Origin of the sequence: Limnobacter sp. (genome assembly GCF_964228395.1) — a bacterium.
In the GTDB taxonomy this organism is placed as follows: domain Bacteria; phylum Pseudomonadota; class Gammaproteobacteria; order Burkholderiales; family Burkholderiaceae_B; genus Limnobacter.
In genome coordinates, this window is the sequence record NZ_CAXQZX010000013.1 from 20,182 (window position 1) to 39,805 (window position 19,624).

Sequence of the window (19,624 nt, forward strand, 5' to 3'; positions counted from 1 at the left end):
CCGTGCTGATCTGGAACCTGTATTTCATCATCAAGATCGTTCTGCACTTTGCCGGGGTGCTGGTGATCAACCCTTGGCTTAACCTGCTGCTGTTTGCCCTGCTGCTAATCACCAACCCTGCTTTATACCAACACCGCCGTATCATTGGCTTGTTGCGCTACGCCGTGTTTGCAGTGCCTGCTTTGGCGCTTTTGCTACAAGAATTGGGCTTGGTGGTGTCTTGGGCGCTGGTGGACCAAATACGCGCCTTGTTTGGTTTTTCACTCGATTACTTGTGGGAGTTGTTCAAACGCTCTGTGCCGCCGTGGATGCTGTGGACAGGGCTGGCGGCCCTGCTCCTGGTGCGCGCCATGGACCGTTACTTCCGCATCAGCGCTTGGGTGGCGGCCAGTTTGTTGGGCCTGGGCGGCTGGCAAGTGGCGCAAGTTCACCTGCTTGCGCAACCCACAGAACTCAAAGTGGAAGTGGCTGAGCCCCTGGCTCAAGCGCGTGAGAACCTCTCACCGGCTGAATTGTTGGCTTTGGGCCAAGTGGATTTTAAAAAGTTGCAGGTGGCGCGGGACAAAGCCAACCCGGCGGCGCTACGCGACCAACAATCGGGCGAGGTGGGGCCCGGGGGCGTGCTGCAAGGGTTTTTTGAGCGGCAGTCCAAGCTGGTGATGCAACCATTCTCGCCACCGGCCCAGCCCGACTTTGATATTTTGGTGCTGCAAATTTGTTCCATGTCTTGGGCCGATATGCAGTACGCCAAAATGACTCAACACCCTGCACTGCGTTCAGCTGACTTTATGTTTGAGCAGTTTAACTCGGCCACCAGCTACAGCGGCCCGGCCGCCATTCGACTGCTGCGTGGGCGCTGCGGGCAAACTCCCCACGATGACCTGTACAAAAGCCCACAAGACTCTTGCCTGCTATTTGAACAGCTTCGCGCCACCGGCTTTGAGGTTCAAATGGGCTTGAACCACGATGGCCGCTTTCAGGATTTTAGCAACCAGGTACGCAGCAACTTGGGCGCACAGGCCATTCAACGCTTGTCTCACGAAGAGGTGCCCGTTGGGGTGGAAGCCTTTGACGGCTCGCAAATTGGCCGCGATGGCGATTACCTGCGGGCCTGGTGGAACAAGCGGCTGGATTCTCAGGCTGATGCGGTTGCCTTTTACTACAACAGCATCACCCTGCACGATGGCAACCGCTTACCGAACAGCAAACAAAACAGCCTTCAAACGTATCCTATTCGACTGGAGCGTTTGCTCAACGACCTGCAATCACTGCTGAGCGAGATTCGCCGCAGCAACCGCAAGGCCTTGGTGTTGGTGGTCCCCGAGCACGGGGCCGGCCTAAGTGGCGAATATGGCCAATTGGTTGGTCTGCGCGAATTGCCCACGCCTGCCATTACCCGGGTACCGGTGTTTGGCTACTGGGTTGCACCCGGATACGTCAACACCCGCACCGAACCGGTTACCGTGAAGCAGTCGGTGAGTTACCTGGCCTTGAGCGAGTTGATTTCCCGCTGGTTGGCCCTCACCCCAGAACAACAGCTGCAACCTGCACTGCCCCTTTTGATGGCTGACCTGCCCCGCACACGTTTTGTTGCTCAACAGGGCAACATCACAGTGATGGAAAGCCAGGGGTTTTTCTGGCTAAAAGCCCCGGGCACCGAGTGGAAAAAGCTCGGGCCTGTAGAAAACGCACAACCTTGAGGTAAGACGCATGGCCGAATTCGACCCACAATCGCCACCTGCCATGTTTTTACCGCCCGCTGACCTGGCGCACGACATCTACGCCCTGTCGGCGCAACTGGAGGGCTTTGACCACCACATGTACCAGGACATTCAACAAGACCAAGCCGTGTACGACTCACTTCAGCGCTGGCCTTTTTTGTTTAACGTCACGGTGGCCTCCACCAGCAGCGAAGGCCAAAACTCCGCTTAAGATTTTTTAAAAAGCCACTCAGGCACTCTGCCGCTGGCGCACATTGGCCTGCATTTCGGCTTGCGCGGCCTGCTCTAGTTCGACCAACCCATCTTCCAAAAACTGCAACAGGCGTTGCATGGAAGGCATGGTGCGCCTGCAGGCCACCAAACCAAACTCCAGTTTGCCGTCATAACTGTTCAAGGTGATGTTCAGCGCCTGGCCATCCAGCAGCAAAGACACAGGGTACACCCCGTCCACCTCGGCACCATTGAAATACAGGCGGTGCTTGGGGCCAGGCACGTTGGAAATCACAATATTGAAAGCCTGCAGCTTGGGCGCAATGCCAGTGAGCATATTCAAACCGCTGATGCCCATCATGGTGGCCACGTAGTTCATGATCTCGGTTTGCGTCATGTTGGCAAACCGTTCTTTGGAGTGGTTCACCGAGCGAGCAATTTTTTCAATGCGCTCCACAGGGTCTTCGGTATCGGTAGCGAGGTTGGCCAACAACAGGGCCACGTGGTTGCCAGTGGCCGAGTCGTCTTTGCGCAAGGACACCGGCACCATGGCCACCAGTGGGCGAGCAGGCAGCGCATTCAACTCCATCAAATAGGTGCGAAGTGCCGAGCCACACATGGCCAGCACCACATCGTTCAAGGTCATATTCAAATCGGTGGCACAGGCCTTGATGCGCGCCATGCTCCAAGACTGGGCCGCCACCCGCCGTGAGGCGGTTATTCGCCGGTTCAACACGCTGCGTGGGGCCTGAATCACCGACACAAAATCGGGATCGGCCACGCTGGTTTGCCACAAGGAACGGCCCACCTCCTTGGCCACTTTGGGCAAGCTCAACACCTGTGTTTTTACTGAGTCGAACGCCTGCGCCAGCAGGGTGGCCACGCCCTCCCCAGCCTCCGAGCGCCGGGCTTGGCCTCGCAAGTTGGGGTTGGCCCAAAACGGCGGCGTATCCAAAATATCGATGTTATCGGCCATGGAACGCTGCAACATTTTCATGCAGGCCACGCCATCAACCAAGGCATGGTGAACCTTGGTGTACAAAGCCACCCGCCCGTCTTCCAGGCCATCAATCACATAGGCTTCCCACAAGGGCTTGGCACGGTCCAGGGGGCTGGCATGCAGCTTGGAGGTCAACTCCAGCAACTCACGGATGCGACCCGGCTTTGGCAGGGACAAGTGAATAAAATGCGCTTCCAGGTCAAACTCATCGTCTTCCACCCAGAACCACATCCCCAGGCGCGACTTCAAACGCAGGTTAAACGGAGCCACCGGCTCGTCGAAGGTGCGCATGTCATTAACAACCTTTCGCACATAGCTGCTGGTGGTTTGGCCGGGGCCGGGCTTGAGCAAAATGAGCCCGCCCACATGCATGGGCTGATTGCGGCGCTCCAGCCACAAAAACAACTGGTCGTTGGGGGTGAGTGCTTTCATGGAAGAGGTCTCCGATTGTTGTTGTTAGCGGATTTGGCGCTTGGCAAATGGCAAATCTGGCGATTTGCTGTTTTTTTGCACCGAAATGCGTTGGTTTTTAAACCCCAGCAAACGGCGTTGCCAACGCCGCTCTTGGGTCAGGTGCGCCGCCGCATCCACACCCCAAATGTTTTGAATCATGAACTTGCTCGCTGCCACCGAGTCGGGCGAGCGGCTTAGTATTTCTCGAATCAACGCCTGCACTTTGGCCTCGGGGTTGGTTTCAACATGGCTGACCAAACCCAAGGCCTTGGCCTGCTCACCACTCAGGGTGCGGCCTGTCATGGTTAGCTCTTTGGCCACGTCCACTGGCACCAATTCGCGCAACAAGGCACCGCCCCCCATGTCGGGCACCAAACCCCATTTGGCCTCCAGAATCGACAATTTCGCATCCGGCGTGCACACGCGGATGTCCGCCCCCAAAGCCAATTGAATGCCGGCACCAAAACAGTTGCCATGAATTTGCGCGATCACAGGCACACCCAGATCGCGCCAGCCCGTGCTCCAGCGCTGGAAAATATTGCGCATGGGCAACCACAGGTTGGCATACATCACCGCCGCAGTTTTGGGGTCGGCCAGCACCGATTTAAAATCCAGCCCGGCACAAAAAGAGGCCCCCTCGCCCTTGAGCACCACCGCGCGCAAATTGCGGTGCTTGGCCAGCTGTTGCTGCATTTTGCTCATCTGCTTGAGCATGGGCCAATCCACGCCATTGTGTTTGTCTGGGCGGTTTAATGCCACGGTGGCGACGGTGTTGTCGGCGTTGAACTGGAGGGAAATTCGGTCCATGGTAGTCTCTGGTGTGTCGTTGTTATATGCGCCCGTGGGCGGGCTTGCTGGTGTGAATATATTAACGGTGTAGTAACATCCCTGCCAGCTTGTTTTTGCATGGGCGGGCCCATGAGCAATCAATGTCAAAAAAGCGTTTTACCATTCTAAATTCTGGCACTCTGCTGAAGGTGCTTGCCTTGGCCGTGGCCCTGTTGGGCGTGTACGCCAGCCCTTACGGGCCGGGTGGGGGCGGCGCGCAGGCGGACCCCAACAACGCCAAAGCGGGTTCGTTGTTGATGGGAACGGTAATTCGCGTTGCCGATGGCGACACCCTCACCGTGCGCGATGTCGATGGTCGCAGCCAAAAAATCCGCATGCATGCGGTAGACGCCCCTGAATTACAACAAGCCCACGGTGAGCAAGCCCAGCAATGGCTGAGCGCCCAGGTGCTGAACAAACCCGTGAAAATCGTCATCAACAACACCGATCGCTACAAGCGCGTGGTGGGCAAGGTGGTTCTGCCCGGCGAGCCCTGCGGGCAAGCTCTGTGCCCCGGCGATGTCGACATCAACCTGCTGGGCATTGAGCAGGGCCATTTGTGGTGGTATCGCAATTACGCCAACACCCAGAGCCGTGTCGATCGGCAAGCCTACGAAGCCGCCGAAAATCTTGCCCGCGAGCAAAAACTCGGGCTTTGGGGCAAACCCAAACCCCAAGCGCCATGGGAGTGGCGCAGCCAACAACGCCTAAACCAATGAACAACAACCCTGAACCCAAGCCCTTGTACAGCACGACCTTGCCTTTGCGCTGGGGCGACATGGACCAACTCGGCCATGTCAACAACACGGTGTACTTTCGCTGCTTTGAACAGGCACGGGTGGAATGGATAGACCTACACCCCCAGCACCTGGACAACAACCCAGCCTACGTGGTCATTGTTCACACCGAATGCAGCTTTTTGCGCGAGCTAAAAGCCCCGGGCACGGTGGAGGTTCGCGTCTTGGCCGGTGAAGTCGGTAGAAGCAGCCTGGTGCAACGCTACGAGCTTCGACGAGTCGACGCCCCCGACCAGCTGGTGGCCACCGGAAGCGCCAAGTTGGTGTGGGTGCATCCCGACACCGGGCGCTCCACCCCCATTCCTGAACGCTATTTGACGCACCTGCACACCCTGTAAAGTCAAGCACTTACCCAACAAGGGGCAGCAACTCAATCAACAAGCCTGCTGCACTGCAACACCTTGAAATTGAAGCCTTTTTTTAGAAGTGCTCCTCAGTTTGAGCCATTGCCGAGCCGTTTTTTTATTGTTACATTGGCAACTGTCACGTTTGATTGTGACACACAAATAAAACGAAGGTGTAGGAGTCAAACCATGAAAAACATCATGCCTGTCCGCCGCGATGTGAAATTGAATTTGCCCGAAAGCCAAATTGGCACTTGGCACGAGCGTGGTGCGCACGTCACCCACTTCCTCAATGCCTTGTCCCTGTTTTTCCCGGCTGGCGAGCGCATGTTCATGGATGCTGTTCGCAACTACCGCGACCAAATCACCGACCCACAGTTGAAACAAGCCGTGGTGGCATTCATTGGTCAAGAGGCCATGCACAGCCGCGAGCACGTGGAATACAACGAAATGCTGGACCGTGCAGGCTTGCCCGCCTCCAAGCTGGACAGTTTTTTGTGGTCCTTCCTGGCGGGTGTTAAAAAGCGACTGGGCAAGAAAATGACCCTGGCTGCCACCATCGCATTGGAACACTACACCGCATTGCTGGCCGACCAAGTGCTTCGCAACCCGGCTGTGTTGGGTGAGCGCTCCGACCCCGCATTCAAGCAAATGTGGATGTGGCACTCGTATGAAGAAACCGAACACAAAGCGGTGGCCTACGATGTGTGGAATCATGTGATTCCCAACACCCTGTTGAATCGGTTTTTGCGCCGCGCAGCCATGGTGATTGCCACCCTGGTGTTTTGGCCACTGGTGGCCGTGTTCCATGCTCGCTTGGTGTTTGCCGACAAAACCATCAAAGGCGGCCACTTGAAAGGCTTTTTGACCTGCCACCGCATGCTGTGGGGCAAAGAGGTGGGCGTGTTGCGCAAGCCTGTGCTCAGTGGCGAGTTCACCGATTACTTCAAAGCCGACTTCCACCCCTGGGAGCACGACAACAGCCACCTGCTGGAAGAAATCGACAGCTTTGTGGCCAAGGTCGAGAAGTCTGGCCGCGCACCCAACACCGACATCACCAATGCCATTCGCGCTCGCATGAACAGCCAACTCAAGGCCAACGCCGCCGCGTGAATTAGGTAACCTTCTTCTCAGCTGGTTTTCGTGACGAAAACCCTTGAACACCCGGTGCGGGCTTGCCTTCACCGGGTTTTTTTTTGCTACCCGCCCGAGTCCTTGACGTTGTATTGGTGTTGATCAACAATAATTTTGACCAGACCATACAAGTGCGGAAGGTCACGATGTATGGTATTCCACACGATATCCATATCCACCTGATGATAGCCATGCGATACACGATTGCGCATCGTGTACATCACCTGCCAGGGAATATTGCTATGGAGTGTCGCAAAACCGGGAGCTTCACGCATAACATTGCGTGCAGCTTCGCCAATGATCTCAATATTTCGGATAGCTGCGTCTTGCACAAGTTCACTGCCAAGGAACGAAGCCTTACTCATGTCCCTTGTGTAACGCTGTATGCGCTCGATGGCCTGAAGAATGTGCCCTAGATAATCACCAACGCGAGGGGCACCAGTCATACCGCCACAGCTTCAGCAAGAACCTTGCTACGAAATGTTTCCGGCAAGGCCTTGGGGGTCAGCACATCGACATGTACACCTAGCAAAGACTGTAACTCGACCTGAATTGCTGCCACATCCATCAGAGTCGTCTCGGGCGTTGGATCAATCAAAAGATCGAGATCGCTATTTTCTGTGTCAGTACCAATGAGTACAGAGCCAAAAACCCTTGCGTTACCAGCATGATGAGACGCTACGACCTGTCGGATTGCATGACGGTTCAAAGCCAAAGCCTCTGATGGTTTCATTGATCGTCTCCAACACTTAAAAATATCGGTTAAGGATAAACAAATACTGTCTCATTTTTAAGCCCCCGGGCCTGGCTCTTCCTGCCGGTAGTAGTCGCTGCGCACATACCACTCAAATGCGTGCATGTAGGCCACCTTGAAAATTGCGGCCAATGGCAAGGCCAAAAACACGCCAACCAAGCCAAACAAGGCGCCAAAAAACGCCAAAGCAAAAATCACCGAAATGGCAGACAGGCCAATTTTATCGCCCACCACCAAGGGCGTCAGCACAAAACCTTCCAACATTTGGCCCACCACAAACACCACCAGCACCCACACCAGCGGCCAAAGGCCTTGCAACTCAAGCGCGGCGGTCAGCAAAGCCACCAAGAGGGCCACCGTGAAACCCAGGTAGGGCACCACGCTGAGCAAACCCGCCAAAATGCCAATGGCCCAACCGCTTTTTAAACCCGCAATGCTCAAGCCCACCGAATAAAACGTGCTCAAAAACAGCACCACAATCAACATGCCCTTGATGTATTCGTTCAAAACCGTGTCGATTTCAACCAGCAAGGGCCGGGTGCGCCGCCACAGATGCACAGGGAACAAGCGCTGCACAGCCTGGGTAAACTGGGTCCAGCCCGGCAAAATAAACAAGGTTGCCACCACGGTGAGCGACACAAAACCCGTGATGCCCAACACCGACTGCGAGCCCGAGCGCAAAATTTTGGTGCTGACCTCAGCCAGTGTGCCGCGATTTTCGCTGATGTACTGGGCGATGCGTTGGCGCACGCCTGCGCTGTCTACCGAGATTTCCAAACCAAACAAATCGTTGACCCATGGCAACACCGACCGCTTAATGTTCACCACCAACTGGGGCAGGTTGTTTTGAATCAAATCAAGCTGGGTAAGCACCACCGGAATAAACAACAGACCAAAGCTTGAGAACAACAGGATCAACCCAAAAAACGTGACCACCGCGCAAACCGACAAAGGCACACGACCACGCAAGCGTTTGTGCACCCAGCGGCTAGGGCCGTGCATGAGGTAAGCCAGCGCAAACGCTGCCACAAAGGGGGCCAGCACACTCCACAACTGAATGGTGAACAGCAGCACCAGGCCGGCACTCAGCAACAAGGCCCAATTGCGTAAATAAAAAGCCTGGGCCACCTCGGCCAGCGCAATCTGCCTTGTCCTGCCGATGGACTGCTGTACATGCCTGGCCGGGCCAGGCTGTTGTTCCTCAGTGCTCAATTTAAATTCCTCATCGTCTTTTGCCGCGCAACACCAAATAAACGCCGCCCAGGGTCATCACCATGGAGACCAGCAAGCCACCCGTGAGTGCCTCGCCAAGCAGCAGCACGCCGGCCAAGGCTGCGATCACGGGCACGCTAAGCTGCACGCTGGCCGCGGAGGTGGTGGGCAAACCGGGCAACACCCGATACCACAGGGCATACCCAATACCACTGGCCAAGCATCCCGAGGCCAGGGCCAACAACATCCCCATGGCCGTGGGCGCAGGCAGGCTCACCGTGTACAAGGCCAAGCCCCGAGCCTGGGTGATGCCCGGGATATGCACATTCTGGTGCACAGCCCACAACACCAATGCCATGACCACCGCCATCAACAGCGAAGCCCGGGAAAAATTGCCTGCCGTGTCAGCCAACGGGGTACTCGACCCCTTCCCCACCACGGAATACACCCCCCAACTTACACCAGCCCCCGCCATGCTCAACACGGCCCAGGCGGATTCGGGCCGTTGCATATTGGGCCACAACAACAACACCAAGCCCACCACAGCCACAACCGCGCCCAAGGCACGCAAGCCCTGTAGCCGGTCACCCCGCGTAGCGGCATAGGCAATCATGCTGAGCTGTACACTGCCAAACAACACCAAGGCCCCCGTGCCGGTGCTTAAGTGGATGTAGGCCAACGAAAACAGCACCGCATAAGCAAACAAGGCCCAAGCGCCCGCCCAGCTTCCACGCTGCCCCCCCTTGGCCTGCCACTTCAAGCACGCCCACAAGGTGAGCGCCCCACTGAACAAGCGAATGGCAGTAAAACTGGCTGGGTCAATTTGCCCGGCGCCCAAAGCCGCCCTGCACAGCAGGGAATTGGCTGCAAATGCGCACATGGCCAACACGGTGAAGATTAGTGTGCGGACTTCAATATTTTTCATGTGGGCAAGCTAATATTTGACAACAAGTATTTTCAATTTAATAAAAAAGCGGAGACAATCCATGCGCATCGAACTACGCGACCCCCTCACCCTGCCCTGCGGTGCCACATTGCCCAACCGGCTGGTTAAAGCCGCCATGAGCGAAGCACTGGGCACGCAGGACAACCGCGTCACACCCAAACTGGTTCGGGTGTACGAGCGCTGGACCGCCGGCGGCATCGGTTTGAATATAACCGGGAATGTCATGATAGACCGGCGCGCGCGTGCAGAGCCCGGCAACGTCGTGATTGAGGATGACCGCGACCTGCCCCTGCTGAAAGATTGGGCCAAAGCCGGCCAGGCCAACGGCGGTAAAATTTGGGTGCAAATCAATCACCCCGGCAAACAGTGCCCCAAGGGCATGAACAAAGAAACCGTGTCTCCCTCGGCCATTCCGTTTCACAAAAGCCTGCAAATGATGTTTGCCACCCCCCGGGCCTTGGAAGAACACGAAATACTTGACCTGATTGCCCGCTGGGGCCGTGCCGCCAAGGTGTGCAAAGACGCGGGCTTTGATGGCGTACAGATTCACGGAGCGCATGGATACCTCATCAGCCAGTTTTTAAGCCCCCACAGCAACCAGCGCACCGACCAGTGGGGAGGCAGCCCTGAAAACCGCCGCCGCTTCGTGCTGGCCGTGTACGACGAGGTACGCAGGCAAGTGGGCCCCAACTTCCCCGTGGGCATCAAGCTCAACTCCGCAGACTTCCAAAAAGGCGGTTTCTCGGAGGAGGAATCACTGGCTGTGATTCAGGCACTCACCGAACGCGGCATTGACATGATTGAAATTTCTGGCGGCACCTACGAGGCCCCTGCCATGACTGGCGCCACCGCCCAGCCCAAAAAAGAAAGCACCCTCAAACGCGAGGCTTACTTCATAGACTTCACAGAGAAAGTGCGCGCCGTTTGCAAGGTGCCTTTGATGCTCACAGGCGGCTTTCGCACGGTGGGCGGCATGAAAGAAGCGCTGAACAGCGGCGCGGTGGATTTGATCGGCCTGGCCCGCTCCATTGCCATTGAACCCGACCTGCCCAAGCGCCTGTTGGCCGATCAGGAAGCGCTGTACCCGGTTAAACCGCTCGTCACGGGGGTGAAGGCCATCGACCGCAGCGGACTGCTTGAAATTCAGTGGTACACCCGCCAAATCCATCGCTTGGGCAAAGGCAAAAACCCCATCCCCAACGAACACCCCATCAAAGTGCTGGTGTTTTACCTCATCGAAAGCAGCTGGGGCCTCTTCAAAGCACGGCGCATGCGGGCGTAAACTAAGAGGCCCACCTCCTTGGAACATGCCATGGCCCACGTCCCGAAAATTGCATTTACTCTGGCCCTGCTGTGGCTGCCCACCCTGGCCCAGGCCGACGAAGCCAGCGTGCTGGCCCAAGGCCGAAAGCTGTTCCAAACGGATGCCGAGCCGGCCTGCGCCATTTGCCACACCCTGGCAGATGCTGGGGCCAAGGGCAAAATTGGCCCCGTGCTGGACGAACTCAAACCCAGTGAAGAACGCGTATTGAACGCCCTAAAAAATGGCAAGCGGGGCATGCCCCCGTTCGTAGACCACTTGACCATTGATCAAATGAACATTCTGGCCAAGTATGTGTCCACCGTCACTGGCGGCAACGCCCAGCGCCAGTGATGCCAAACCTCGGTCAACGCTGACCCGGGGTTAACTTCTAAAATCAGGCTGTTCACGATCGAGCTTGCGCAGCAGGGCTGGCCAGGCGATATTGCCCCCCAACCCACGAGTGACTTGGGCCGCAGCAGCCTTGATGCCATCCACAATGGGTTGTGCAATGGGTATTAGGGTGGCACCGCCCGACTGTGCGGCAATTTGTACCTCGCAGGCGCGCTGCAAAATAAACATGTTTAAAAATGCGTCGGCCACCGAGGGGCCGCAGGTGAGCAAACCATGGTTGCGCAAAATCATGGTGTTGGCCTGGCCCAGATCGGCCTGCAGGCGGGCCTTCTCGTCTTCCCGCAGGGCCAAGCCTTCGTAGTCGTGGTAAGCCAGCCCGGCCATGGGGAACAAGGACTGCTGCGAAATCGGCAACAAACCCTGCGCCTGAGCGCTTACCGCCACCCCAGCCACCGTGTGGGTGTGCATCACGCAGTGGGCATCGTGCCGCACAGCGTGCACCGCGCTGTGGATGGTAAACCCAGCCGGGTTGACATCGTGCGGGCTGTTGTCAACTTTCTCGCAATTCATGTTCACCTTCACCAAGCTGCTGGCCGTGATTTCCTCAAACATAAAGCCGTAAGGGTTGATCAAAAAATGACCGTCCTCACCGGGCACGCGGGCCGAAATGTGGGTAAACACCAAATCGTCCCAACCATGCAGGGCCACCAGCCTGTAGGCGGCAGCCAAATCCACTCGGGCTTGCCACTCGGCGGGGGCAATGTGGGCGGGGGGGTTGCTGGCAAGTGGTGCGTTCATGCTGAGGTCTCCTTGGGCTGCTTGCGTTCTTTTGCTTTGGTCAAAGTGTACCAGCGTGGCCTGTTCAAAGCCTGCAAAGCACTTGAAATTGCAGGCAAAGGTGGGCAAGCTAACATTACAAATAAAATTAATTTTAATGGGAGGCAGTAATACCATGCACGCCAAAGTCAAGCCCGCGCCCGGGCCAGCATCCAAAGAAGACAGCCTGCAAACCTTCAGGCAGGACTACCGTGCCGAGTGCGTGGGCCCCCGCTACAACGGGCTGTTGCATCTGGGCATGAGCCTTACCCTGGGGCTGGGCGTGATCGCCGCCTGCATCTATTGGTTAAACGCCCCAAGCTGGTTGGAGTGGCTCACCATACCCGCCACTTTTTTGTATGCCAACTTTGCTGAATGGGCTGGCCACAAATACGCCATGCATCGGCCTGTGAAAGGATTGGGGTTTGTGTACAAGCGCCACTCCCTGCAACATCACCGTTTTTTTCTAGACACCCACATGCAAATCGACAGCAACAAGGACTACCGCGCCGTGCTGTTCCCTGTGAGCATTGTTGCCTTTTTTGTGGTGGCATTTTTTGTGCCGGTGGGCTTGTTGGCGGCCTGGCTATTTAGCCCCAATGTGGCCTTGCTGCTGGTGGCCACTGGCATGGCCTACTACTTGAATTACGAGCTGCTGCATTTGTCTTACCATTTGAAGGAAGACCATTGGGTGCACCGCATTCCTGGCTTCACGCGGTTTGCGCGCTTGCACACCACGCATCACGACCAGCGCATCATGGCGCACAAAAACTTCAACATCACCTACCCCATCATGGACTGGATCATGGGCACCTGGGACCGGCGTTAACACCCAAAGGGCCGAGGCATTCGCTGCGCTCGGCCCCGCAGTTTATTTACTTGTAAACCCCCGCCGACAAAATCACATCCCCGGCCTTCAACACATACAGGCTTTTCTCTTCCACCTGCCCCGACTGCGGGTTTTTGTATTTGTAGTCCACCCACCCCTCACCTTTGCCGTTGGCAATGTCCACCCGTTCCTTTCTGAACAACTTGCCGTCCACATCGGGCAGATCAAGCATGGACTTGCCCAACAATTTCTGGTTGGTGGGGTGGGCCAAATGGTTGCCCTGTGCATCCAGCACAATCAAATACAACTCGCCCTTGTACCATCTCTCGTTTTTGGCATTTACCTCTTGAATCACTTGTTCCTTTTTGCCGGCCTTCACCTCGGCAGCCGCCTGTTTCACAAAGGCGATGGTTTCTTCTTTGGGGGATGCATACGCAGCGCTACTCAGGCCGATGCTCAAAGCCGCCAGGGTACAAAATAGTTTTCTCATGTCAATTCTCCTCGGTTTGGTTGTTATAGCTGGAACTGCTTTACCTGGCCCGCCATCGTGCTGGATGCCGAGCCGAGTTCTTGAACAAGGCAATCGGACTCGCAGACCAATGCTTCGGTTTGCTCAATCATTCTTGCGATGTTTTCAATTTGAGCCGCCATGTCCTGGCAGGCGGCCGATTGCTCAGCAATGGCACGCCCAATGCTTTCGGCACTGCTGTGCGTGTGCTGCACATTGCCCGCCATGTGCTGAATTACCGTGTTTAGCTCCTTGAGCTTCCCAATGGAATCGCTCACCGCCTCGGTGCCTTTTTGAAGAGCATCCGACACTTGTTTGGACTCCTGCTGAATGCCGCCCGACATGGTGGCAATTGACTGCACCGCTTGTGTGGAGCGCTCCGACAAGCCCCTCACCTCCTCGGCCACCACGGCAAAGCCGCGACCAAACTCGCCCGCCCGCGCTGCTTCAATGGAGGCATTGAGCGCCAGCAAATTGGTTTGATCTGCAAGCTCTTGCAAGGTGTGCGTCATGTTCGAAATGCTCAGTGCATTGCCCACGAAGGAGGCCACACGTTTTTGCATGCTGGCAAAACTGGCCTGCAACTGCATCAAGGCCTCATCCAGCACATGTGCGGCACTTTCACTTTGCCCCAGCCGCACAGTGCATTGCGAGGTTTGCTCTCGCAAGCTCTGAGTGCTGTCTGAAATGGAGGCAATACTCACGGCAAATTGTTCCACCGTGGCCGACACCGATTGCGAGCACTCACTTTGCGCATGGCTGTTTTTCAGCAGGCGTTCAAGCAAGGTTTGCATGTCTCCACAGGCGTCTTTCACCACGGTCGACGAGTTGGTCACCCCTTGAACCAAGCCTCGCAGGCTGCCGGTGACCGTACCCACCTGCGCAAGAATTTGCGAGACCTCATCGCCCACATGGTGCGGGGGTGTCGCACTGTTCAGTCGCCCTTGGCCAAGTAAGGTCAGGGCCGCAGAAATTTTAGAAATCGAGTGAAGAATGTTTTTGCGCAGCAACACCACCAAGCCGCCAGCCAACACCATGGCCCCCAACACCACCGCGAGCATGCGCATCCACGAGGCCTCAAACACCTGCTCGGCCTTCACACTGGCCTGCTCACCCAAGGCCTGCTGCAAGGCCACCTGCTGTTGCGACAACCCAGCAATGGTGTCGTAAATGGCCTCGGTCTTGCGCAAATACACCGTGGCCATGCTGGGGTCCACCGCAGCAAACTCCAGCGTTTGCGCCACGGTTTGGCGGTATGCGGTCATTTGGCGCAGCAGGTTGTCTGCAGCCTCTCGGCCCTGCTCGCTTTGCTCGGCGCTTTCGGCCTGCTGCTTCAACGTGGCCGCCACCGCGTTCATCTCTTGTTGCATACCCGCTTCAATGCCAGCCAAGGTGGCCTCTGAGGCATTCGACAAAGCATTGTTGATGTAGCGCGACATGTTGTATTGCACGGCCAGCAATTGCCGGTCTATTGCCGCGGCGCTTTGGTAGTGGGGAAAGCGAATCGTGTAGGCCTCGGCCACCAAGCCGCGCATGGTAGAAAGCGACCAGTACGACAACGCACCCACCACCAGCAATAAAAAAATCATCGCCAACGGTGGCAACAACAACTTGCCACCAATGCCCAGCGCGGGCATGGCTCGGGTACGGCGTGTTTTCATGGTCACCGCCTTTGTGATTGAACAGGTGCATTCACCTTACAAGCCAAGGGGTGGGGTTGGGCATCGCTCGGGGTGGTGAACCAAAATTTGGGGGTTGAACCCCCAAACTAAGCCCGTTTTACTCACCTGCTTCACCCCTAAACCATGAGCACATGGTCATAGACTGAATTCACTTGGATCCCGAGGGGGTCCCTTTGGGGAGAAGCATCATGAAGCAACTAAGCCACCACGCACACGCGGCCGCCTTTTATGCAGAATTTTTTGGTGGTGGCCCGCAAAAGCGCTATGTGCTGGGGCTGAATGAATATGCCAATGCAATTGCGCAAAGCACCCGCATCGACGCCTTTGTGGACACAGACTCAGCGGGCGCTGTGCATCACGGCAAACCGGTGATCGCCCCCAATCAAATTCCAGCCGACAGCATGGTGATCTCGACCTGCCATCGTCGCAAACCACGCGCTGCCCTGCAGTCGCTTCGACGCTTGCGCGGTGTGGCCAGCATGGACTATCTGGCCATTGCGCAAGCCAGCCGTGGGCGCCTGCCGCAGGTTACCGCGCTGGCGCAAACGCAGCTTAGCCATGCCATGCACCAAGCGCAATTCGAGTCTGTGAATGCCTTGTTCAGCGACCCCGAGTCACTAGAAATTTACAAGCGCGTGATTGATTTTCGTCTGCATGCCAACCTGCGCACCATGGAGTTTTTTAACTGCCCGGAACAAGGCATGAATATTCACGCCATGCTGGCACCCTACACTCACGGTCTTGTGGTTCGGGCCGATGCATGTGCAGTGGGCGCTCGCGCCTTGGACAACAAAATTCTGGAACCGATTGCTGCGGCAACCATCGAAGCCAACGGCAATGAGCTGCAAGTGGTTCAGGGCATGGCCTGGCACATTCAGGAAGATCAGCCCGCCCTGGCTGTGGCAGTGCACAACCACCCAGACCACTTTTGGCAAGTGCCACACACTGTGCTGGCCATTCGTGGCGACTACACTGTGCACCTTCGGCATTATTCCGAAGGTTGGGCCGACACCTACATGTACTTCATTCCGCGCTAGGCGCCGTAGGTTTGGTTGAGGTAGGCCACAATGGCTTGGGATTCAAACATGGCCTTGCCTGTGTTGGGGTCTTCCAGGTAGGGCACCATCATCTTGTTGGTTTTGCGCATGAAAGCCTCGCGCTTGCCCCCCTTCACAGGGCTGTACTCGCCAATCGCAGCATGCACCCCATTGACGCCCATGTCGGCCAACTGCTCTTTGCCCAGGTTCACCAGGGTGTAGGCAATCTCAAGTTCGCAAAGCGCCTCGCGCACCACACGGCTAAAGGGCGATGCTTCAAAGCTGTAAAGGGTCAGCAATTGCTCTGGCGCTTTGGATGGGCGCACATGCATGCCGGCACCCAGCCCCAGGGCCGTTGTGGCCATGCTCGAGGCGATCTGTGCCGGGGTGATTTTCCAGCGCAGCGGCACTTCACGCTGACCGTAGGTTTTGTATAGGTATTCAATGATGTCGGCCGATTCGTAGAGCATCACGCCGGTGTTGTCGTCCACCAAGAGTGGAAATTGCCGCTTTCCCCCCAAGGCCTGAGCGGTGGGCCGGTAACGTTGCCCCCCCTTGGGGCAAGGGTAAATTTCGGCATCCAGCGCCAATTCTGTGAGCACCTCGCGCACCAAGCGGCAATAAGGGCAGGCCTCAAACTCAAACAGCTTCAACGGTTTTGCAGGCTGCACTGCTGCGCCCGTGCTCATCAGGCCTTGCCAGCCCCGAACCGTAGAGGCGGCCGTGCTTAGGGCAACTTTTATCCAGTGGTTCATCATCACTCCTTAGAACAATCAATGGGGGTCGGGGTTACTCCAGGCGCTCAAAGCCGCGGCCATCAAAATCATGCTGCCCCCCACAGCGGTTTGCAGGGTCAACACCTCGCTGCCCAACACAATGGCCGACACCGTGGCAAACACCACCTCGGACAACATCACCACCGCTGTCACATTGGCGGGCAAGCGCGACGCACCGTATTGCAAACCATAATTGGCCAACAACAGGCTCACCGCGAACAGCATCAATACTCCCCAACCGTACACGCCGGGCACCACCGGCCACTGCACCACCGCATTGCCTGCGCCCAACACCCAAGCCAACACTGCAGCCACGGCAGCCGGGGCCAACACCCCACCCACAAACATGGCAAACAGGCGAGCCTGTGCGGTGCGCGCCTCTTGGTGACGCAACAAAATATTATTCAAGGCAAACGCCACACCGCCCAGCAGCCCCAACCATTCGCCCAAGTTGGAGGGCAAAGCCAGGCTGAGTGTTCCCGGTGGGCTTAACACCAACAAGGCTCCAACAAAAGCCATCAACACCCGCAGCATGGCTCCCAGGGTGATGGGCTCGCCCAACACCAGCCGGGCCAACAACACTGCCCAAATGGGCATGAGGTAAAACAGCAGAACCACCCGTATAACCTCGGCAATCGACACCCCCCAGTTAAACCCAACCATGGTGGTGCCCGCCGCCAGCGCCAACCACCACAAGGCCGGGTGGGCCAAAAACTCGCGAAACACGGTTGGCCTGAACAACACAATGGCCACACTGCCCAACAAATACGTGGCGGCAGAGGACCAAAGCGGATGCAAGCCCGCAGTTTGTAGCTCGCGCAAAGGCCACCACGACAAACCCCACACCAACGCGTTCAGCACCAGCGCCAGGTAGGGCAAAGCGCGCAAACGGGAATCAAGCACAGTTCACCACCACCCGGCCTTGTAATTGATTGGCCAGCACCTGCCGCGCAGCGTCCAAGGCCTGCGCCAGGCGAATTTCTTTCACCATGAAATCCAGATCGTACTCACCCAAGGCACTGGCCAACAGGCCCCAAGCGCGGTCGCGCTCGGCATGGCTGCGAAACACGCAATTGATGCCACGCAGCGTGATGCCACGCAAAATAAACGGGGCCACACTGCCTTGTAAATCCATGCCCTGCGCAAGCCCACACGCAGCAACCACCCCGCCGTAGCGGGTTTGTGCACAGGCATTGACCAAGGTGTGGCTTCCAACACTGTCCACCACCGCAGCAAACTGTTCCCTCTGCAAAGGTTTGCCTGGCCGGTTCATGGACTCGCGGTGAATCAAATGGCTTGCACCCAACCCCAAGCGATCAAAGTGGGCTGCGGCAGAATCCGACACCGGCGCGCCGGTGGCATCAATCGACCCTGTCAGCCCCACGACCTCATAGCCCAAATACTTCAGCAACAAGCAACTCACAGTGCCCACGCCTCCGCTAACCCCTGTGACCAACACAGGGCCGTCGCCCGGTCGCACCGGGTGATCTTGCAAAGCCATTACACACAAAGCGGCGGTGTAACCAGCGGTGCCCAAAGCAGCGGCCCAGCGGGCGCTGCGCCCTTGCGGAATGGGCGATACCCATTGCTCCGGCACCACCACCCTTTCGGCCAGGCCGCCCCAGTGGGTTTCGCCCAACCCCCAATCGTTGACCTGGCACACCGTGCCCACAGGCCAACGCAGCGAACCCGACGCCACCACCTCGCCCACGGCATCAATCCCATGCACCATGGGGTATGTGCGCGCAATCGGCGCGGTGTGGGTCAAGGCCAAAGCGTCCTTGTAGTTCAGGCTGCTGTACTGCACGCGCAGCACCACTGCCTCCTTGGGAAAATCAGCGTCGCTCAATGTTTCCAACAGGGCTTCGGTTTGACTGGCTTGCCTCGATATCCAGGCCTTCACCATGGAACTCCTCCATTTTTTGTCCCGCAATCATCGCACAAACGGGGGGGCTGTTTGCGCTGCCCCCCGCGCTTGCATACACTTCAGCTTTAGCATTCAAGCAAGCAACCCAACGTGCGCAAACCCACCGCCAAGAGTCTCATTCTCGATCTTCTACTGGCCGCCAACGGCCGACCGCTTTCAGCCAAACAGGCCATCGCCGCTTGCGCCATTTTTGACATCAGCGTCAACAACACCCGAGTGGCCTTGGTTCGCTTATCGGCCGAAGGCCTGATTGAGTCTGCTGGACGTGCCCTGTATCAACTCACCGACGACGCCCACACCCTGGCCGACGATGTAGCCGCCTGGCGCACCCGAAGTACCCGAGTTCGCCCCTGGGACGGCAGTTACATCGTGGTCCAAGCCGAAAAGCTTTCACGCAGCGAAGCCAGGCAGCAACGTGCCCGCGCCCGAGCTTTGCTGATGCTTGGCTTTCAGCCCCTGAATGAACACCTGTTCATACGCGCCAACAACATTGAAGACCACCTGGATGCCGTGCGTGGCCGCCTGTACAAGCTTGGCCTGGAGCGTGAGGCCCCCGTATTTGCCGCCAGTCATTTTGACCAGGATGCCACCCTGCGCATCGCCAGCCTGTGGAACCCCCGCGAACTAGAGACCAACTACGTCACCCTTGAAAAAAAAATGCGCACCTGGCTGGACCGGCACCAAGCCCTGGAACCCGAGGTGGCAGCACGTGAGTCCTTCCTACTGGGGGGAGCCGCCATCAAACATGTGGTGTACGACCCCTTTTTGCCGGAAGAATGGGTGGATGCCGATGCAAGGAATCGCTTCTTGGCGGTGGTCGACGAAGTGGACAAAGCGGGACAGCGTATTTGGTCGGCATTATGGGCGTCGATGGAGGGCTAGCTTGGCTCTTTTGTTCGCTTGCTCTTTTGTTCGCTTGCTTCCTGAAGCAAGCAGGTCCATGTCGATCATTGCGCCAGCCTGTGTGGTTCGCTTGCTCCTTGAAGCAAGCAGGTC

At 57.1% G+C, this 19,624-nt stretch carries 22 protein-coding genes; 10 read left to right on the forward strand and 12 right to left on the reverse strand.

Going from position 1 to position 19,624, the window contains the following annotated elements:
• Positions 1-2: 2 nt before the first annotated feature.
• Complete coding sequence (bcsG, locus tag ACEQU8_RS01090) at positions 3-1,700, forward strand: cellulose biosynthesis protein BcsG (protein ID WP_370260863.1); 1,698 nt, start codon at positions 3-5, stop codon at positions 1,698-1,700.
• 10 nt (positions 1,701-1,710) lie between these two features.
• Positions 1,711-1,932: a BcsR/BcsP family cellulose biosynthesis protein gene (gene bcsR / locus ACEQU8_RS01095; RefSeq protein ID WP_370260865.1), complete on the forward strand. Its 222-nt coding sequence runs from the start codon at positions 1,711-1,713 to the stop codon at positions 1,930-1,932.
• 18 nt (positions 1,933-1,950) lie between these two features.
• Here the strand turns inward: bcsR and ACEQU8_RS01100 are convergent, their stop codons facing one another.
• Together ACEQU8_RS01100 and ACEQU8_RS01105 are read right to left on the reverse strand one after the other, a co-directional pair.
• On the reverse strand, positions 1,951-3,363 hold the full coding sequence (locus ACEQU8_RS01100; protein ID WP_370260866.1) for a wax ester/triacylglycerol synthase family O-acyltransferase: 1,413 nt from the start codon (positions 3,361-3,363) through the stop codon (positions 1,951-1,953).
• Between the two features lie 24 nt (positions 3,364-3,387).
• Positions 3,388-4,191 (reverse strand): crotonase/enoyl-CoA hydratase family protein, encoded by an 804-nt coding sequence (locus tag ACEQU8_RS01105; RefSeq protein WP_370260867.1) that lies wholly within the window; start codon positions 4,189-4,191, stop codon positions 3,388-3,390.
• A gap of 122 nt (positions 4,192-4,313) precedes the next feature.
• Here ACEQU8_RS01105 and ACEQU8_RS01110 point away from each other — a divergent pair, with 122 nt between their 5' ends.
• From ACEQU8_RS01110 to ACEQU8_RS01120, 3 genes are all read left to right on the forward strand, one after another.
• A complete protein-coding gene (locus tag ACEQU8_RS01110; protein ID WP_370260868.1) occupies positions 4,314-4,931 on the forward strand; it encodes a thermonuclease family protein in 618 nt (205 codons plus the stop codon).
• Entirely contained in the window at positions 4,928-5,347 is a 420-nt protein-coding gene (locus ACEQU8_RS01115; RefSeq protein ID WP_370260870.1) for an acyl-CoA thioesterase, read from the forward strand. Before ACEQU8_RS01110 ends, ACEQU8_RS01115 begins: the two co-directional genes overlap by 4 nt.
• 204 nt (positions 5,348-5,551) lie before the next feature.
• The gene (locus ACEQU8_RS01120; RefSeq protein ID WP_370260893.1) at positions 5,552-6,466 is read left to right on the forward strand and encodes a metal-dependent hydrolase; all 915 of its coding nucleotides are present in this window, start codon (positions 5,552-5,554) and stop codon (positions 6,464-6,466) included.
• Between the two features lie 86 nt (positions 6,467-6,552).
• Here ACEQU8_RS01120 and ACEQU8_RS01125 read toward each other — a convergent pair whose 3' ends face one another.
• The 4 genes from ACEQU8_RS01125 to ACEQU8_RS01140 are packed head-to-tail and all read right to left on the reverse strand — an operon-like array spanning position 6,553 to position 9,378.
• On the reverse strand, positions 6,553-6,933 hold the full coding sequence (locus ACEQU8_RS01125; protein ID WP_370260871.1) for a DUF86 domain-containing protein: 381 nt from the start codon (positions 6,931-6,933) through the stop codon (positions 6,553-6,555).
• Positions 6,930-7,220, reverse strand: a complete 291-nt coding sequence (locus ACEQU8_RS01130; RefSeq protein ID WP_370260872.1) for a nucleotidyltransferase family protein — start codon at positions 7,218-7,220, stop codon at positions 6,930-6,932. The genes ACEQU8_RS01125 and ACEQU8_RS01130 overlap by 4 nt, the downstream gene beginning before the upstream one ends.
• A gap of 57 nt (positions 7,221-7,277) precedes the next feature.
• Positions 7,278-8,453 carry an AI-2E family transporter gene (locus ACEQU8_RS01135; RefSeq protein ID WP_370260874.1) on the reverse strand — a complete coding sequence of 392 codons (1,176 nt, stop codon included), beginning with the start codon at positions 8,451-8,453 and terminating at the stop codon, positions 7,278-7,280.
• Positions 8,454-8,463: 10 nt separating this feature from the next.
• A complete protein-coding gene (locus ACEQU8_RS01140) occupies positions 8,464-9,378 on the reverse strand; it encodes a DMT family transporter (RefSeq protein ID WP_370260875.1) in 915 nt (304 codons plus the stop codon).
• 61 nt (positions 9,379-9,439) lie between these two features.
• Between ACEQU8_RS01140 and ACEQU8_RS01145 the strand changes: the two genes are divergently transcribed.
• A complete protein-coding gene (locus ACEQU8_RS01145; RefSeq protein WP_370260876.1) occupies positions 9,440-10,681 on the forward strand; it encodes an NADH:flavin oxidoreductase/NADH oxidase family protein in 1,242 nt (413 codons plus the stop codon).
• A 30-nt stretch (positions 10,682-10,711) separates the two neighbouring features.
• Positions 10,712-11,053 carry a cytochrome c gene (locus ACEQU8_RS01150; RefSeq protein ID WP_370260878.1) on the forward strand — a complete coding sequence of 114 codons (342 nt, stop codon included), beginning with the start codon at positions 10,712-10,714 and terminating at the stop codon, positions 11,051-11,053.
• Between the two features lie 30 nt (positions 11,054-11,083).
• Here ACEQU8_RS01150 and ACEQU8_RS01155 read toward each other — a convergent pair whose 3' ends face one another.
• Positions 11,084-11,851, reverse strand: a complete 768-nt coding sequence (locus ACEQU8_RS01155) for a class II aldolase/adducin family protein (protein ID WP_370260880.1) — start codon at positions 11,849-11,851, stop codon at positions 11,084-11,086.
• A gap of 154 nt (positions 11,852-12,005) precedes the next feature.
• Between ACEQU8_RS01155 and ACEQU8_RS01160 the strand changes: the two genes are divergently transcribed.
• On the forward strand, positions 12,006-12,698 hold the full coding sequence (locus ACEQU8_RS01160) for a fatty acid hydroxylase family protein (protein WP_370260882.1): 693 nt from the start codon (positions 12,006-12,008) through the stop codon (positions 12,696-12,698).
• Positions 12,699-12,744: 46 nt separating this feature from the next.
• On the opposite strand, the gene ACEQU8_RS01165 is transcribed toward ACEQU8_RS01160, so the two are convergent.
• Complete coding sequence (locus ACEQU8_RS01165) at positions 12,745-13,188, reverse strand: cache domain-containing protein (RefSeq protein WP_370260883.1); 444 nt, start codon at positions 13,186-13,188, stop codon at positions 12,745-12,747.
• A 23-nt stretch (positions 13,189-13,211) separates the two neighbouring features.
• Entirely contained in the window at positions 13,212-14,867 is a 1,656-nt protein-coding gene (locus ACEQU8_RS01170; protein WP_370260884.1) for a methyl-accepting chemotaxis protein, read from the reverse strand.
• A gap of 209 nt (positions 14,868-15,076) precedes the next feature.
• Between ACEQU8_RS01170 and ACEQU8_RS01175 the strand changes: the two genes are divergently transcribed.
• Positions 15,077-15,925, forward strand: coding sequence for a hypothetical protein (locus ACEQU8_RS01175; RefSeq protein WP_370260886.1), 849 nt, complete (start codon positions 15,077-15,079; stop codon positions 15,923-15,925).
• On the opposite strand, the gene ACEQU8_RS01180 is transcribed toward ACEQU8_RS01175, so the two are convergent.
• From ACEQU8_RS01180 to ACEQU8_RS01190, 3 genes are read right to left on the reverse strand one after another with little or no spacing between them, the layout of a single operon-like run.
• Positions 15,922-16,680: a glutathione S-transferase N-terminal domain-containing protein gene (locus ACEQU8_RS01180; protein WP_370260887.1), complete on the reverse strand. Its 759-nt coding sequence runs from the start codon at positions 16,678-16,680 to the stop codon at positions 15,922-15,924. The genes ACEQU8_RS01175 and ACEQU8_RS01180 overlap by 4 nt on opposite strands.
• 18 nt (positions 16,681-16,698) lie before the next feature.
• Positions 16,699-17,604 carry a DMT family transporter gene (locus tag ACEQU8_RS01185; RefSeq protein ID WP_370260888.1) on the reverse strand — a complete coding sequence of 302 codons (906 nt, stop codon included), beginning with the start codon at positions 17,602-17,604 and terminating at the stop codon, positions 16,699-16,701.
• The gene (locus ACEQU8_RS01190) at positions 17,597-18,607 is read right to left on the reverse strand and encodes an MDR family oxidoreductase (RefSeq protein WP_370260889.1); all 1,011 of its coding nucleotides are present in this window, start codon (positions 18,605-18,607) and stop codon (positions 17,597-17,599) included. Before ACEQU8_RS01190 ends, ACEQU8_RS01185 begins: the two co-directional genes overlap by 8 nt.
• 111 nt (positions 18,608-18,718) lie before the next feature.
• On the opposite strand from ACEQU8_RS01190, the gene ACEQU8_RS01195 reads away from it, so the two are divergent.
• A complete protein-coding gene (locus ACEQU8_RS01195) occupies positions 18,719-19,510 on the forward strand; it encodes a PaaX family transcriptional regulator C-terminal domain-containing protein (protein WP_370260891.1) in 792 nt (263 codons plus the stop codon).
• The last annotated feature ends 114 nt before the right edge of the window (positions 19,511-19,624 follow it).

Excerpts from the sequence above, each read along its gene's own strand:
- bcsR (WP_370260865.1), top strand. The coding sequence starts at position 1,711 with ATGGCCGAATTCGACCCACAATCGCCACCTGCCATGTTTTTACCGCCC.
- ACEQU8_RS01100 (WP_370260866.1), bottom strand. The coding sequence starts at position 3,363 with ATGAAAGCACTCACCCCCAACGACCAGTTGTTTTTGTGGCTGGAGCGC.
- ACEQU8_RS01105 (WP_370260867.1), bottom strand. The coding sequence starts at position 4,191 with ATGGACCGAATTTCCCTCCAGTTCAACGCCGACAACACCGTCGCCACC.
- ACEQU8_RS01110 (WP_370260868.1), top strand. The coding sequence starts at position 4,314 with ATGTCAAAAAAGCGTTTTACCATTCTAAATTCTGGCACTCTGCTGAAG.
- ACEQU8_RS01115 (WP_370260870.1), top strand. The coding sequence starts at position 4,928 with ATGAACAACAACCCTGAACCCAAGCCCTTGTACAGCACGACCTTGCCT.
- ACEQU8_RS01125 (WP_370260871.1), bottom strand. The coding sequence starts at position 6,933 with ATGACTGGTGCCCCTCGCGTTGGTGATTATCTAGGGCACATTCTTCAG.
- ACEQU8_RS01130 (WP_370260872.1), bottom strand. The coding sequence starts at position 7,220 with ATGAAACCATCAGAGGCTTTGGCTTTGAACCGTCATGCAATCCGACAG.
- ACEQU8_RS01140 (WP_370260875.1), bottom strand. The coding sequence starts at position 9,378 with ATGAAAAATATTGAAGTCCGCACACTAATCTTCACCGTGTTGGCCATG.
- ACEQU8_RS01145 (WP_370260876.1), top strand. The coding sequence starts at position 9,440 with ATGCGCATCGAACTACGCGACCCCCTCACCCTGCCCTGCGGTGCCACA.
- ACEQU8_RS01150 (WP_370260878.1), top strand. The coding sequence starts at position 10,712 with ATGGCCCACGTCCCGAAAATTGCATTTACTCTGGCCCTGCTGTGGCTG.
- ACEQU8_RS01155 (WP_370260880.1), bottom strand. The coding sequence starts at position 11,851 with ATGAACGCACCACTTGCCAGCAACCCCCCCGCCCACATTGCCCCCGCC.
- ACEQU8_RS01160 (WP_370260882.1), top strand. The coding sequence starts at position 12,006 with ATGCACGCCAAAGTCAAGCCCGCGCCCGGGCCAGCATCCAAAGAAGAC.
- ACEQU8_RS01165 (WP_370260883.1), bottom strand. The coding sequence starts at position 13,188 with ATGAGAAAACTATTTTGTACCCTGGCGGCTTTGAGCATCGGCCTGAGT.
- ACEQU8_RS01170 (WP_370260884.1), bottom strand. The coding sequence starts at position 14,867 with ATGAAAACACGCCGTACCCGAGCCATGCCCGCGCTGGGCATTGGTGGC.
- ACEQU8_RS01175 (WP_370260886.1), top strand. The coding sequence starts at position 15,077 with ATGAAGCAACTAAGCCACCACGCACACGCGGCCGCCTTTTATGCAGAA.
- ACEQU8_RS01180 (WP_370260887.1), bottom strand. The coding sequence starts at position 16,680 with ATGAACCACTGGATAAAAGTTGCCCTAAGCACGGCCGCCTCTACGGTT.
- ACEQU8_RS01190 (WP_370260889.1), bottom strand. The coding sequence starts at position 18,607 with ATGGTGAAGGCCTGGATATCGAGGCAAGCCAGTCAAACCGAAGCCCTG.